Consider the following 13,376-nt stretch of genomic DNA (forward strand, 5'->3'; position numbering starts at 1 on the left):
ATTCATTGTTTTAATTGAAAAGCCAAATCGAGGTCATCCAAAGAATTAACATCTAGCCAGTTACCGCGAATATAAAGAACCTTAATCGGTTTACCCTGCCCAATTAAATAATTGCATAATTCTGGTATCCCCATACAATTAAAATCTGGTTGTTTTTGCAACTCATTTAATGCTTCACTCACCCATTGTTTCCCTTGACTGCGTAACCGTAACATCCCAATCCATCTTCCGCTCTTATTTCCTAATTCAGTTTGCGTAGATTTGGAAATATGTAAAAGGTTGACATCTTGTCCAAAGATAGAAAGGTCATCGGCAATTGAACAATAAGCATAATCAGGAGAACCGCTAACCGATTTATTACTCATCACAGAATCAACTACTGCAACAATTTCTCCCGGACAATCTAATAAATCTCGCAAAATGTAACTTCTAAAAAGTAAATCGCCATAAACTATTAGCATATCGTCGCTAAATTGAGCAGAAGCGCAAGCTAAAGAAGCTAATTCTCCGGTTGTTTCATAATCTGCATTGCGGATAACTTTAGTTCCCTGAACGTCGATAGTTTCTGCTTTGAAACCGGCGACGACAGTAATATCATTAATGGCAACTTTTTTGAATTTTTCAACCAAAAGCCTGAGCAAAGGTTTACCACCAATGGGTAACATGACTTTCGGCTTATCTTGAGTTAATTGTTGCAATTCTTGTCCTCTAGTTGCAGCGAGAACGATCGCCCGTGTATGATTGCGTCCATTGCTAAAGTAGCGTTTTTCCGCTTCTAGCAGTTCATCTGCACCCTGCAAGCGAAAAATTTCCTTTACAGGGGCGATATCATCTTCAATATTAATTAAGGTTTGGCTAGCTTGAACTTCGCGGGCGATCGCTTGCATACTAGTTACAGCTGCGCGAATCAGATGATTTGCCCAAATTACTAAACTAATCTTGGCTTTGCGAAAAACATCGGTAGCAGTGCTGTAATATTTTGTTGGTACAATCACCAACGGAGAACGATTCGCCCACTCTTCAGCAAAGGCTAGCACTTGGTCGGGACGAGATAATTTACTGTGAATCAAAATTGCATCCGCTCCCGCTGCGTGGTAAGCTTCAGCTCGGCGCAATGCTTCAGATAAATCCCACCCGGCAATTAAAGCTTCAATTCGAGCGACAATCGAGAAATTTGCATCTGTTTGGCTATCTTTACCCGCTTTTATTTTCCCACAGAATTCATCAATATCAGCTAAAGGTTGGCGACTACCATTAATGAAACTATTAGTCTTAGGAAAAAGCTTATCTTCAATACATACTCCCGCAATACCTCGCTGTTCTAATTTCTTCACCAAACGACGCATATTATTAAAGTTGCCGTAACCTGTATCCCCATCTAATAAAATCGGAATTTGAGTTACATCAGACATGAACTCTAGCATTTCTACAACTTGAGTCCAACTCGCTTCATTATTATCGCGCACCCCAAATTGAGCGGAAACAGCTAATCCACTTGCCCAAATTCCTTTAAATCCAGCTTCTTCCACAATGCGAGCGCTAATTCCATTGTGTGCTTCCATGATAAATTCAAGTTGTGGCGATTTTAGCAATTCTCGCAACTGAGCGCATTTACTTTGTTTTGTGGTGAGTGATGCTATTTGATCCATTTATTCTAATGAATGAAAATGTATTTAAGGTAGTAAGCACTTTAGTGCTTATCTTATTAAGCACTGAAGTGCTTACTACGAAAAATTTTTATAAGTGTGGTAAAATTTCATTTTGAGCGCGTTGAATGTCTTCGGGAAAGTCGATTTCTATCCAAGGTAAGCCGGTGATGTCTTCGTAACTAAATTTTTGGGGATTTTCTAATAACAAGTCTCGAATTGCTTCTTCTAATGGTTCTTCATGGCGTTTGTTTGTGATATAATCTTCGGTGATAGTGGCAAGACGAGAAGCGATCGCACTCTCAAAACGAAAAAATCCTACTGATTCGCCGGCGAAATCATAAGTTAGATTTGCGGCAAGTTTTTTTCTAAATTCGACTAGATAATTATCTTTGACGCAAAGCTTTACCGGTTCTTCTCCCAATTCAAAATCTCGATCTAATAAGAAACAGTTGGGAATTTCTGTTTTCACCAGTCGTTCAAGAATGCGGCGATCGTATAATACATCTGCATCCATTAATAAAATCTCGTCACCAGCCGTTAAGTGTTTTTTTAAAGTCCCCAAACTGATGATACTGCCTTTGGTGTAATCAGGATTGTAAATTGTTGTTACCCAATTTTCTGCTTTTAGTGCTGTGATTTCATCTTGAATTTTCTCAGCTTGATAACCGACAACGATCGCAACTGACTCAATTTGACAATAACGTAGATAATCTAAATGACGCTGTAGTAGAGATTTACCGTTAAATTTCAGCAAGCATTTAGGTTGATTTTCCCCATCTTTACCCAAGCGTTTACCAACACCGGCGGCTAATATCAATACCTTCATAATTAAATCACGTGCCTGAGATTATATATCTTTCGTTCGCAGTCAACGAAATACAAACACGAAAACCGATGGTAAGCGCTCTTCGTGACTGATACTTCCACCCTTTTTATAATTGGGAATATAGTTACGGTTAATCGCTTTTTTGAGGGATGGTAAAACAGCGAGTAACTCATCCAAGATGATGTTAGGGAGAAAGTTTTCCACCACCAAGAATTCATTTTGAGCTGGAAACTCAGCTTGAAGTTTGTTTTTATCTAAAGCAGCGATCGCTCGATCGAGTTCGATTTTTAGCTTCATATATAATAATGCTTAAATAAATATCAAGAACGCAACGAGTAAACGCAAAATTGCCAAATTACCCATACTGCAAAAGTTGGCGCCCCAATTGCCGCTGCAATTAGTAACAACTTAAGTCCACCCAGCAGAGTGACTATTGGAAATAAATACAACACATCTTCAATATCAAAGCCTGCAAAATTCGGTTGCTGGGTGGCATTTTTACCAAGTTGCTGTTCCATCTCGTTTCGCAAGTGAAAAATACAAGCAACAGATACCCCAGATACGATCCCCATCACCAATGCCCAGTAACTTAGTTCGCTGTCCATCAAACCATACCCGATTCCCACGAACAAGAGAATGTGGATAATCGCATCACTAAGAAGATCGTACTGATGACCCCATTCGCTGCTTTTACCACTTAACCGTGCCAATTCTCCATCAGTGTGATCGAGAAAGTTCGATAAAGCGAACAGCCCAGCACCAATATTAGCCCATTTTGCATTTCCAACTGCTAACGCCACAGCCGCTACCAACCCTGTGAGGAGCCGCACTGTGGTAAGATGATTCGGGTTTACCCAAGTGTCTTTTAGCGGTTGAATTAGCCAGTAAGCAAGCTGGGCATCCCAAGGCTTTTTGGTCATAGCTGTTTATTTGAAAGTGTATAACATAGCAAATTACCACACTTGCCTAATCTATTTATAGGGGAGCGGTTGCAGTTAGATAATCGGCGATCGCCTCAAATCCGCCAATTGTTTGATTAACACCACTAGAGAAGCCGAAATTATCACCATTAATAATGGTTGATTTTATTAATGTCGAGATGTTAATTTGAGAATGTTTAGGGCACTTTTAGCAAGATTCGGCATCAGTTGGGGTTGAAGTAGTTGTCGATCAAATACGCTCATTCGCCTAGTATTTTCTTGCAAACAAGTTGATAAGAATAGCTGGGGAGTCAAATTCTCCATAAAGTTACTAGCGCCGGTTGCTGTGAAACCCTCCTGTTTTTTTTCGTTGTCACCAGTAAAAGCTTGAATTTTATCTCCCAGCGCTCTTTTGTAATACCATAAAGTATGAATTCCCCGTAACCAATTGCTTCGACCTTCTTTAATTTGCAAGTAAGTAACCCAGTTAACGAAGAACATAATGTGACGAGCTTCTTCATTTAAAACCGCGTCGAAAATATTAAACAATTGTTGTGGTATGTATGTTGCATGATGCCGAGCAAGTCCAAACAAACCAAAGGCTAAGAACGAATCAAGACATTCACCAAAGCCAAAGTCAATAAATGCTGTTTTGATATTACTAGGAAGTACAGGTTTGTCAGGTTGGGCTATTTGAATGTCGTAGTAATCAAGGAAAAATTTAATTAATTTACCGTGTCGGTCTTCCTCCATAGCTTGTAGAGCGATCGCTTCTTGTAATATAGGATCGCTGATTGTATCTGCAAAAGCATTGACCATCACTCCTGCTTTTTGTTCTGTAGAAAGTGCTTCTCTCCAAAAAGGAATGCTTCGCAAGTTCTCAAGAGCTACAGTATCAAGGGGGGGCAAAAAAAGCCGTTCTGGTTCATACTCTAAATGACTTTCAATGAAGCTGCGGCAAAAAAGTTCTTTGTGATTTTCGCTTCCTATTTTCATAGCTGAATTTTTGGTAGTACTTTCTTTGTAACTAATTGTTCTATTTTTGTAGTGGCTTCACTCCTGAAAACCCAAGTTATAAGGGCTGACCTGACTACAAACGTCTCTACATTGCAACGCCTGGTTAATCACAATTCATCTAGTCAGACTATAGCATTCATAAAATATTCGGGAAATATTCTATTTATTTGAAATTACTATAGTATCATTTATGAACTTTGGTGCGTATTTTTTGAGAATAAAACGAAGCCGATTCTTCGTTTTTGACACATTCTTGGGCAAACTTAATTAAATGGTGTCCTACCAGTCCGACATGAATCAAATCTTCTATATTACCTGATTTTAGTGCTGGTTTTGCCATTTTCCAAAAAGTAGAGCGATAGTTACCAAACACACCTATTCGCAACAAAATATTGCTGAAATAAGTTAAACCTTTGCGGATATTCGCCCAAGAAGTCCGAGCCGGACTATTAGGAACCTTAATCCGGTTGGGGAAGGTATGCACCATATTATAAGCAAACCGTTCATATAAAAATTCCGGTTCATATGCTGTGGAAATGCAGCGCCGCCACATTTCCACGACTTGTTCGTAAGGCATTAAATACTCGATATTCGATTCCCGATTTTCATCAAATATTAATCTTCCTTCTTGTTCTAACCTGCGCCATAATGGTGTTTTGGGTAAGGCATGAAGCAAGTTAATTGTCAAGAGTGGAATTTGGGAAAGTCGAATAAATTCTAAAATTCTGTCTGCGGTTTCTGGTGTATCTGTATCAAAGCCGATGATGATCCCGGATACAACTTCCATACCATAACTATTTAAAGTTTTCACCGCTTCTAAAATCGGCATACTCAAATTATGCGTTTTAGAAATAGCTTGCAAAGCATCTGTTTCTGGTGTTTCAATGCCACAGAAAACTGTGCAAAAATAAGCTTCGCGCATCATTTCTAAAAGCTTGGGACTTTGAGCCAAATTCAGTGTCGCTTCACAAGCAAATTGCAGCGGATAGCCGTTGCGCTTTTGCCAGTCTATCAGGTGTGGTAATAACTTCATGGCGGCGCGGCGATCGCCTACAAAGTTATCATCGACAAAATACACCGATCCCGGATTCCCGCATTGCAACATCATATCCAATTCGGCAATCACTTGCTCAGGCGTTTTCATCCGGGGATTGCGTCCATACAATTCCGGAATATCACAAAATTCGCAGCGATAAGGACAACCACTCGAAAATTGCACATTTGCTAAAAAATAATCATTAAGATTCAGCAGGTGATATGCTGGGATGGGAAACTCGCTTAAAGGCAAACGCTCCTTAGTTTCAAAGCGAATTTGTTCAGTTGGACGTTCGCTGTTTTGATCGAGATATGAAATCATGCGATCGGTTCCATCTCCCAATTCACCCAGATTTAAAATATCAAATTCCGGATAATATTCCGGACAACCAGAAACCGAAGGTCCCCCCACAACCGTAATTTTGCCTTCTTGATGGGCAAGTTCATTAATCTTATTAATATGTGGTTGCTGAATGTGCATTCCGCTGACAATCACCACATCAGCCCACTGATAATCACTGCGTTTTGCACAAGTGATATTCTCATCAATAAAGCGCACATTCCACTTTTCAGGTAAATAAGCAGCCACAATTAAAATACCTTGCGGTGGCATAAAAGCCTTAACATTACCCATCAGCGGGTAAGCGTGATGAAAAGTACCAAACGAGCGGCTGTACTTAGGAAATATACAGAGAATATTTCGATGATGCAAGGGAACGTAGGAACTTCTTTTAGTACCAGCGGATGGAAATTCTCCTACAATACTTGGCTTTTCTTTATATTTGAGATTAGCAGTCATACCAATTTTAGATTTGAGATTTTTGATTTTGGATTAAAGATTACGATCTAATTTGCACTAGCTTACCGCTAAGAGACAATATAGAACCATAAATAAAGAAGTATCAAGCTTGTAAAGGCAGCTATGCAGCTATGCAGAAGGCACAAGGTAGAAAGCAGAAGGTAAAATAACGTCTTTTGTCCATGCCCCATGCCCCATGACGGCAGATGCTTTAAGCCGGGAGACCCGTCCAACGCACTGCCTCCCCCATGCCCAATGACGGCAGATGCTTTAAGCCGGGAGACCCGTCCAACGCACTGCCTCCCCCATGCCCAATGCCCAGTGCCCAAATCAATCATGAATTTGATTTCCTTTCTTCTGCGTTCTTCTTGGGGAATGGTAGCGATCGCCATCACCACCGGTTTACTGAGTGGAGGTAGTAGTGCTAGCCTGATTGCCTTAATTAGTCGTGCTACCAGTAATGATGCCACATCGCGCCTCAGTGCGATCGCCTGGGGTTTCGTCGGCTTGGCGATGGTTGCTTTAATTACCAGTATTATTTCTCAAGTGATGCTGATTCGCTTATCTGAAAATGCAGTTTTACAATTACGGATGCGTTTGAGTCGTCAACTTCTCGCTTCTGAGTTAAGTCATCTAGAAAAGTTGGGAAATCCGCGATTATTAGCCACCCTCACCGAGGATGTTCAAGCGGTTGCCAATGCTGTTCAAAAAATTCCTTTTTTCTGCGTTGATATTGCGATCGTTTGCGGTTGCTCGCTTTATATTACATGGCTTTCGTGGCAAGTATTGCTGATGGTTGTCGGATTTGCGGTAGTAGCGATCGCTAGTTGTCAATGGCTGTTGAAAAGAGGAAGACATTTTCTTGCCCTTGCGCGTGACGATCAAGATTTGCTATTTAAACATTTAAGCACCATCACTCAAGGAGTCAAAGAACTCAAGCTAAACTACAAACGGCGTCAAGTCTTCCTTACCCAACAACTCGAATCAACAGCTACCACATTTCGTAACCACAATGTTCGCGGTTTAACTTTTTTCGCCACAACTTCCAGTTGGGGGAGACTGCTGTTTTTTTTCTCAATTGGTTTTATATTATTCGCACTTCCTAATCTTTTTACCATCAGTCCCCAAACACTCTCTGGCTACATCTTAACTTTTACATATTTGATGTTGCCAATGGAAAATATTGTTAGCAGCCTTCCCCAAATTAGCAAAGCTAGCATTGCATTACAAAAGATAGAATCTCTCGGTTTATCTTTAACTAATCGAGCGGAAATATCAACAAATCCACCTGCAATAAAGTCTGATTGGCGCAGCTTAGAACTTATCGGTGTTACCCACACTTTCCGCACAGACACTGAAGATAGCAACTTTATCCTTGGTCCGATTAATCTGACATTTTATCCGCAAGAATTAGTGTTTATTGTTGGCGGTAATGGTAGCGGTAAATCGACTTTAGCCAAACTCATCACCGGACTTTACATCCCCGAAAACGGCGAAATTGCTTTAGATGGCGAGTTAATTAACGAACAGAATCGAGAATGGTATCGGCAACATTTTTCTGTCGTGTTCTCCGACTTCTATTTATTCGACACGCTTTTAGGGTTAGAAAATATTCACTTAGATATTCAAGCGCAAGAATATTTAAAGCTATTGCAACTCGACCACAAAGTTAAAATTGAAAATGGCAAACTTTCCACCACCAATCTTTCTCAAGGACAGCGTAAAAGGCTAGCTTTGCTCACAGCATACTTAGAAGATAGACCGATTTATCTATTTGATGAATGGGCAGCCGACCAAGACCCAGTTTTCAAAGAGATATTCTACACCCAACTGTTACAAAAATTGCGCGATAAAGGCAAAACAGTATTAGTAATTAGTCATGACGATCGCTATTTTCATCTGGCAGACCGAATCATCAAACTCGACTACGGTCAAGTAGAGTACGATAAACCATATTGAGATCCACCAGACTAATTTAGGGCTTATTCCGAGATAAATCTAATTATCTTGTTAATTCGAGTAGATGCACAATCAGGACATTTGATTCCTATATTATGCATCGCTGCTGATTTATGATGACAACCGCTCAAAGGCACAGCAAGAAATCACTAACTTGCTTGATGATATGTTTTGAGTGCGATCGCTCTACCCAGTCCCCAGTTCAAGTTATTCTATTTTTTTTGTCTGCGCTTCAACACAGAAACTGCTCCCATTCCCAAAAATAACAGACCTACTGTTGAACTTGTTTCCGGAACAGCTTGCACCTTATCAACAAGTAACCCGGAAATAACTGTTGGTTCACCTACATCCACAACTCCAAAGCCTAAAGTGTATTCTCCATCAGTTGGCAGAGTGTAGGAAAAAGTTTTAAATCCCGTTTCTTCAAAAAAGCTGGTTTTGGAACCGTTAGCTAAAAAGTTTGTGGTAGTATCAGCTAGTTTGAAAAACGAGTTTTGAGAGTTATTACTAACAGTTGCGAAAGCAAAATCATTAAAATCAGGATTGGCATTAGTGCCAACCGATTCATTAGTAAGGAAGTTCCAAGCAAACGATAAAGTTTGTCCTGCTTTTCCCGTAAAAGTTTGCTTAATAGCAGAACCCTCAATTGCGTCAGCTAGAAAGTTATCTCCAAAGAATTGCGATACACCCAAAAATCCCTCTAAAGAATTTTCAGCAACACCAGTAATATAAGTGGCAGGAGCTGCATTTCCTCCTATAATTTCTTTTCCATTTCCATCAACGCCAATAACTTCTTTGAAAGCAGTTGATAGAAAAGCTTGAACGTTTCCTTCTACTGTCTCGCTGCCAAAAGCTGAAGTTTCTAATCTGTAGTCACCTATTTTCTGCCAACCGTCAAAGCCATTTTCAAAGCCGCCATTGATAATTGCAGCTTTAGCGGTAGTAGGTATCAAACTTGCGACTACGGCAATAGCAGTGGAAAAAACTCTCTTCATTCGTTATTCCTTATTTTTTGATAGCTACTGTAGTTTGATTGAAAAATATTTTTTTGTTTACGTATACCCTCAATTGGATAATACAAAGGTTAACAGCATATTAATTAGGCGATAAGAATTGGTAAAACAATCAATATAAATAATTTGCAGGTTAACAGAACATTAATCATTCGATAAGAAACGGTAAAACCTCTAAAAATCAATGCTAAGTCAGTTATAAATTTGATTTATGGATGATATATTTAGAAATCGAATCAATATGATTTAGGAATTAAGGAAGATAAACTATCCTTAATATGGGTGGTGTATATCTATTTATAAAATGTAGATTAATTACCCAGGACTTACGCAAAAACCCTTTGCAACTCTTATTCCTTCTCTTCGAGACGCGAAGCGCGAACGTGTCCTTCTCCTAAGGGAGACGCTGCGCGAACGTGTCTTCTCCTTCGGAGACGCCAAGGGCGAACGTGGTTCATTTTTTGGTCTTTATGCGTAAGTCCTATTACCATTTTATGGTTAAAAATTTGCTATTAAAAATCCAAAATAAGGATAAAAAAAATGATTTTTAGGCTAATGATTCTATCTATTACTATTAAGAGGCAGTCCAATGTCTAAATTTTCACGTAGGCAGCTACTCGCTTTCTTTGGAGCGAGTGCTGGTGCGGCTGTGCTGGCTCCTGCTTTTGGGAAAAAACCGTTTGGCAGCAATCTTGGCATTGCTGATGCGGTTGAACCCCTGAAATTTACGCCAGTGCGTTTGCCCCATCCTTTACCGATTTACACGCAGCAAAAGAACTACTTACCAACAGGAATTGAGCAAGGAGACGTATTAGAAGCGTCTGCTGATGCACGGTTGAGTAGCTACACCGTACTTGATGATGTTGTGGTACCACCGGAATATGAACGGTATGTAATTGTGAGTTGGGGCGATCGCGTCTTCCCAAACCAAGAAGATTACTTTGGTTACAACAGCGACTACACCAGCTTTATTCCCATCAATGGCAGAAGTCCCAACGACGGCTACCTTTGGAACAATCACGAATACATTTCTTACCCATTTTCTACGACTGTACCCGGTTTCACAACTGACAGTGGTTTAAGTGGATTCCCCACTAGTTACTCTCTAGTCATTGGACAAAATTTACCAGAAGACAAAACCAGTATCGAAGTCTTGGGTGAATTCATGTATAACATCGGCGGTTCTGTCGTGCGGATTTCCCGCAAAGACCCTTCGGGTTCGCCAGTCCCCCATCCTGACCGAGACCGCCAAGACGGGGGCTGGTCTCACCGCGCTGGACGCTTTGCTGTTGTGCGTGACCCCAATAATCGACGCATCCACGGACTTTCCGGTTTAGGAATCAACAGCCAACGTAGTGATGCTTATAAAAACGTCACCTCCTGGGGTTCTTTGAGCTACCAAAAAGGAGACGACAATTATCTAATTGGCACTGGACCTGCTGCTAGTGAAGTTTTTCCTCTCAGTTCTGACGGACTGGGTAACAAAATCATCGGCACTGGATACAACTGTTCTGGCGGTACAACTCCTTGGGGAACCATCTTAACTGCTGAGGAGAACTTCCAAGGCAGTGCAAGCTCTTTTGTGGGAGTTCAGGAATTAGTCAACCCCAATGGCACCCAAACAAGTTACATTGCTGGCACCACGGGAGCCGCATTTGGCTTGGTAGGCGAAAAATACGGCTGGATGGTGGAAATCGACCCAGCAGACCCTTCTTTCCGCCCGCGCAAACACACTTCTATGGGTCGTTACCGCCACGAAAATATCGCTGTGCGTGCGTCAGCTGGAAAACCATTAATCGGCTACATGGGTGATGACCGACGCGGCGGACACACTTGGAAGTTTATCAGTTCTGGTACAGTCACTTCTCCCACTGATAAAAGCAACAGCCGCCTATTTGAAGAAGGTACTCTATATTTCGCCCGTTACAATTCTGACGGTACGGGCGAATGGATTCCTCTAAACTTAGATACCCCTACCAATCCGATTCCACCATCAACTCTTGCTTCAGTAGAAATTGCTGCATTAGGTCGGGCTTCTAATAATGGTAATACCCGTCTACCAAGGCGCAGTGGTATAGCAGGACAAACTGCAAATGGCGGCTCAATTGTTGTCACCATAGAGCGAGTTACTAATTCCACAACTGGGGCTGTTACCTCTTACGGTGAAGCTGAAGCTTTGCCTGGTTACCAAGGTAAGAAACTATCAGATTTCTACACCAGTCAGGGTGCAGTGCTGGTTGATGCTTTTTTAGCTGCCAATCTTGCCGGAGCAACACCAACTGCTCGTCCTGAGGATTTGGAAATTAACCCCAGAAATCCTAATGAAGTCTTTATCGCTTACACAGATGGTGCTTCATCAGGAGATGGATATCCGGATTCTCGAATCTTTATCGTTTCCAAATACAGTTCTGCCGTCAACGCGGCACAGCCTTCAGGAGAACTTTTTAAGATTACCGAAGATAGCGCCGATGGCACAGGTACAACCTTCCGTTGGCAGCGATTTGCTAAAGGTGGAGAAGCGGGGGCAGAACCCGGAAGTGGCTTTGCTAACGTAGATAACTTGGCATTTGATAGTCAGGGAAACATTTGGGGTGTCACTGATATGTCTACTGAAGCTCACAATGGTTTCACCACAGGTGCTAACCCAGAACCATTACGGATAGACCATAGGGTAGTAGGTGCTAACTCGCCCAGTCAGGATGATTCTAATTTCAATGTTGCGACTTCTAGCCTGATTGGAGTTTTTGGCAATAACTGGCTGTTCTTTATTCCTACCAGTGGTCCTGATGCTGGGGAAATTGTACCTTTTGCTTATGGACCACCACGTTGTGAGATGACCGGACCTACTTTCGTCGGGGATACACTGATTATTTCCGTACAGCACCCAGGTGAAGAGTCTCCATTCACTCCTCAGCAAACCTTGAGCCGAGATATTGAGATGTTGAATTTGGATGGCACTCTGTTCACTCAAAAACGCAGTCTACCCCGTGGCAGTAACTGGCCCAGTAATATTGAGGGCAATCCTTCTGGACCACCGCGCCCAGGAGTGATTGGGATTCGACGCAAACAGTCGAGCGGTCGTTTTGTTTAGTTTCTTTTGCACTCGGGCAATCCTAAATCATTCCTGAGAAACGAGAAGCCCGATTTCTTCGATAAATCGGGCTTGTGGCGCTTTCTATTCTCACGAGTCAAGAAATATGCGTAGGGTGCGTTATGGCGTTAGCAAGAGCTTGTCCTAAGACGCCAATAATATAGACAAGCCCAGACATTTATTGACAACTATCGACACCTTGAATTAACTCATTAACAAGCTCTCTAAGCCGCTCTTGCCAGTCAGGGACGGCTTTTAGCTTGTCTTTAACACCGGGTGCTACTTTAAAGCATACGGGGTCTTTGTCGAACGGATTGTCGCTCGTGAAACCTAGTTTGTGATTTTTCCGGAATGGCATGGCAAGTTGTTGTATATATTGATATACTAATAATAGTGTAGCATTAGAGGTCGAACAATGCTTCTATCCATTAAAACAAAATTGAAGTTAAGCAAAGCTCAAGAAACAATGATGAGTAAACATGCAGGTATTGCACGCTTTACCTATAACTGGGGTTTAGCTACTTGGAATAACTTGTTTAAAGATGGATTGAAGCCCAATAAATACATCCTTAAGAAGTTCTTTAACAACCATGTTAAACCTGAGTTTGAGTGGATTAAAGAAAAAGGCATTTGTCAAAAAATAACTCAATATGCTTTCGATAATCTAGGTGACGCTTTTTCTAGATTCTTTTCCGGTAAAGGTGGTTATCCTAACTTCAAAAAGAAGGGTTATCATGATTGTTTTACTATTGATGCTGGGGGTAAACCTATTCCTGCTGGTGGTAAATCAATTAAGCTGCCTACAATTGGATGGGTTAGAACCTATGAAGGATTACCGCATACCACATGCAAGTCAGTCACAATATCTCGTATAGCTGATAGCTGGTTTATTGCTTTCGCTTATGAACAAGAGCACAAACCAACTATCAAACAGCACGATGTTGTAGGAGTTGATTTAGGTATCAAAGTGCGATCCGTTGGCTAGAAACTAAAGCCCACAAGGACTTGGAGGATTAGCCGCAAGGTACAGAACCTTGACAACTGAATGACCATGTAGGTGAGAGTCA

Annotated in this window: 10 protein-coding genes; 3 read left to right on the top strand and 7 right to left on the bottom strand. The window is 41.3% G+C overall.

Annotated features, from left to right (window positions below):
- Nucleotides 1-2: 2 nt before the first annotated feature.
- The 6 genes from aepX to AABK37_RS21065 all read right to left on the bottom strand — a co-directional run bounded on the left by aepX (nucleotide 3) and on the right by AABK37_RS21065 (nucleotide 6,246).
- Entirely contained in the window at nucleotides 3-1,649 is a 1,647-nt protein-coding gene (gene aepX / locus AABK37_RS21040; RefSeq protein ID WP_432553481.1) for a phosphoenolpyruvate mutase, read from the bottom strand.
- Nucleotides 1,650-1,737: 88 nt separating this feature from the next.
- Entirely contained in the window at nucleotides 1,738-2,475 is a 738-nt protein-coding gene (locus tag AABK37_RS21045) for an NTP transferase domain-containing protein (protein ID WP_432553482.1), read from the bottom strand.
- A gap of 42 nt (nucleotides 2,476-2,517) precedes the next feature.
- Nucleotides 2,518-2,772 carry a hypothetical protein gene (locus tag AABK37_RS21050; RefSeq protein WP_432553483.1) on the bottom strand — a complete coding sequence of 85 codons (255 nt, stop codon included), beginning with the start codon at nucleotides 2,770-2,772 and terminating at the stop codon, nucleotides 2,518-2,520.
- A 23-nt stretch (nucleotides 2,773-2,795) separates the two neighbouring features.
- The gene (locus AABK37_RS21055) at nucleotides 2,796-3,395 is read right to left on the bottom strand and encodes a CDP-alcohol phosphatidyltransferase family protein (RefSeq protein WP_432553484.1); all 600 of its coding nucleotides are present in this window, start codon (nucleotides 3,393-3,395) and stop codon (nucleotides 2,796-2,798) included.
- A 168-nt stretch (nucleotides 3,396-3,563) separates the two neighbouring features.
- A complete protein-coding gene (locus tag AABK37_RS21060) occupies nucleotides 3,564-4,391 on the bottom strand; it encodes a ferritin-like domain-containing protein (RefSeq protein WP_432553485.1) in 828 nt (275 codons plus the stop codon).
- A gap of 205 nt (nucleotides 4,392-4,596) precedes the next feature.
- Nucleotides 4,597-6,246 (bottom strand): B12-binding domain-containing radical SAM protein, encoded by a 1,650-nt coding sequence (locus tag AABK37_RS21065; RefSeq protein ID WP_432553486.1) that lies wholly within the window; start codon nucleotides 6,244-6,246, stop codon nucleotides 4,597-4,599.
- 336 nt (nucleotides 6,247-6,582) lie between these two features.
- Between AABK37_RS21065 and AABK37_RS21070 the strand changes: the two genes are divergently transcribed.
- Nucleotides 6,583-8,205, top strand: a complete 1,623-nt coding sequence (locus AABK37_RS21070) for a cyclic peptide export ABC transporter (protein ID WP_432553491.1) — start codon at nucleotides 6,583-6,585, stop codon at nucleotides 8,203-8,205.
- A 212-nt stretch (nucleotides 8,206-8,417) separates the two neighbouring features.
- Here the strand turns inward: AABK37_RS21070 and AABK37_RS21075 are convergent, their stop codons facing one another.
- Nucleotides 8,418-9,200, bottom strand: a complete 783-nt coding sequence (locus AABK37_RS21075; RefSeq protein ID WP_432553487.1) for a PEP-CTERM sorting domain-containing protein — start codon at nucleotides 9,198-9,200, stop codon at nucleotides 8,418-8,420.
- Between the two features lie 607 nt (nucleotides 9,201-9,807).
- On the opposite strand from AABK37_RS21075, the gene AABK37_RS21080 reads away from it, so the two are divergent.
- Nucleotides 9,808-12,309: a PhoX family protein gene (locus AABK37_RS21080; RefSeq protein ID WP_432553488.1), complete on the top strand. Its 2,502-nt coding sequence runs from the start codon at nucleotides 9,808-9,810 to the stop codon at nucleotides 12,307-12,309.
- Between the two features lie 415 nt (nucleotides 12,310-12,724).
- The gene (locus AABK37_RS21085) at nucleotides 12,725-13,294 is read left to right on the top strand and encodes an RNA-guided endonuclease InsQ/TnpB family protein (RefSeq protein WP_432553489.1); all 570 of its coding nucleotides are present in this window, start codon (nucleotides 12,725-12,727) and stop codon (nucleotides 13,292-13,294) included.
- Nucleotides 13,295-13,376: the final 82 nt, after the last annotated feature.

Source organism: Tolypothrix sp. VBCCA 56010 (genome assembly GCF_050875635.1).
In the GTDB taxonomy this organism is placed as follows: domain Bacteria; phylum Cyanobacteriota; class Cyanobacteriia; order Cyanobacteriales; family Nostocaceae; genus Hassallia.

Bases quoted from the DNA above. Each gene is read 5' to 3' on its own strand.
- AABK37_RS21065 (WP_432553486.1), bottom strand. From the start codon at position 6,246: ATGACTGCTAATCTCAAATATAAAGAAAAGCCAAGTATTGTAGGAGAA.
- aepX (WP_432553481.1), bottom strand. From the start codon at position 1,649: ATGGATCAAATAGCATCACTCACCACAAAACAAAGTAAATGCGCTCAG.
- AABK37_RS21055 (WP_432553484.1), bottom strand. From the start codon at position 3,395: ATGACCAAAAAGCCTTGGGATGCCCAGCTTGCTTACTGGCTAATTCAA.
- AABK37_RS21085 (WP_432553489.1), top strand. From the start codon at position 12,725: ATGCTTCTATCCATTAAAACAAAATTGAAGTTAAGCAAAGCTCAAGAA.
- AABK37_RS21045 (WP_432553482.1), bottom strand. From the start codon at position 2,475: ATGAAGGTATTGATATTAGCCGCCGGTGTTGGTAAACGCTTGGGTAAA.
- AABK37_RS21070 (WP_432553491.1), top strand. From the start codon at position 6,583: ATGAATTTGATTTCCTTTCTTCTGCGTTCTTCTTGGGGAATGGTAGCG.
- AABK37_RS21060 (WP_432553485.1), bottom strand. From the start codon at position 4,391: ATGAAAATAGGAAGCGAAAATCACAAAGAACTTTTTTGCCGCAGCTTC.
- AABK37_RS21080 (WP_432553488.1), top strand. From the start codon at position 9,808: ATGTCTAAATTTTCACGTAGGCAGCTACTCGCTTTCTTTGGAGCGAGT.
- AABK37_RS21075 (WP_432553487.1), bottom strand. From the start codon at position 9,200: ATGAAGAGAGTTTTTTCCACTGCTATTGCCGTAGTCGCAAGTTTGATA.
- AABK37_RS21050 (WP_432553483.1), bottom strand. From the start codon at position 2,772: ATGAAGCTAAAAATCGAACTCGATCGAGCGATCGCTGCTTTAGATAAA.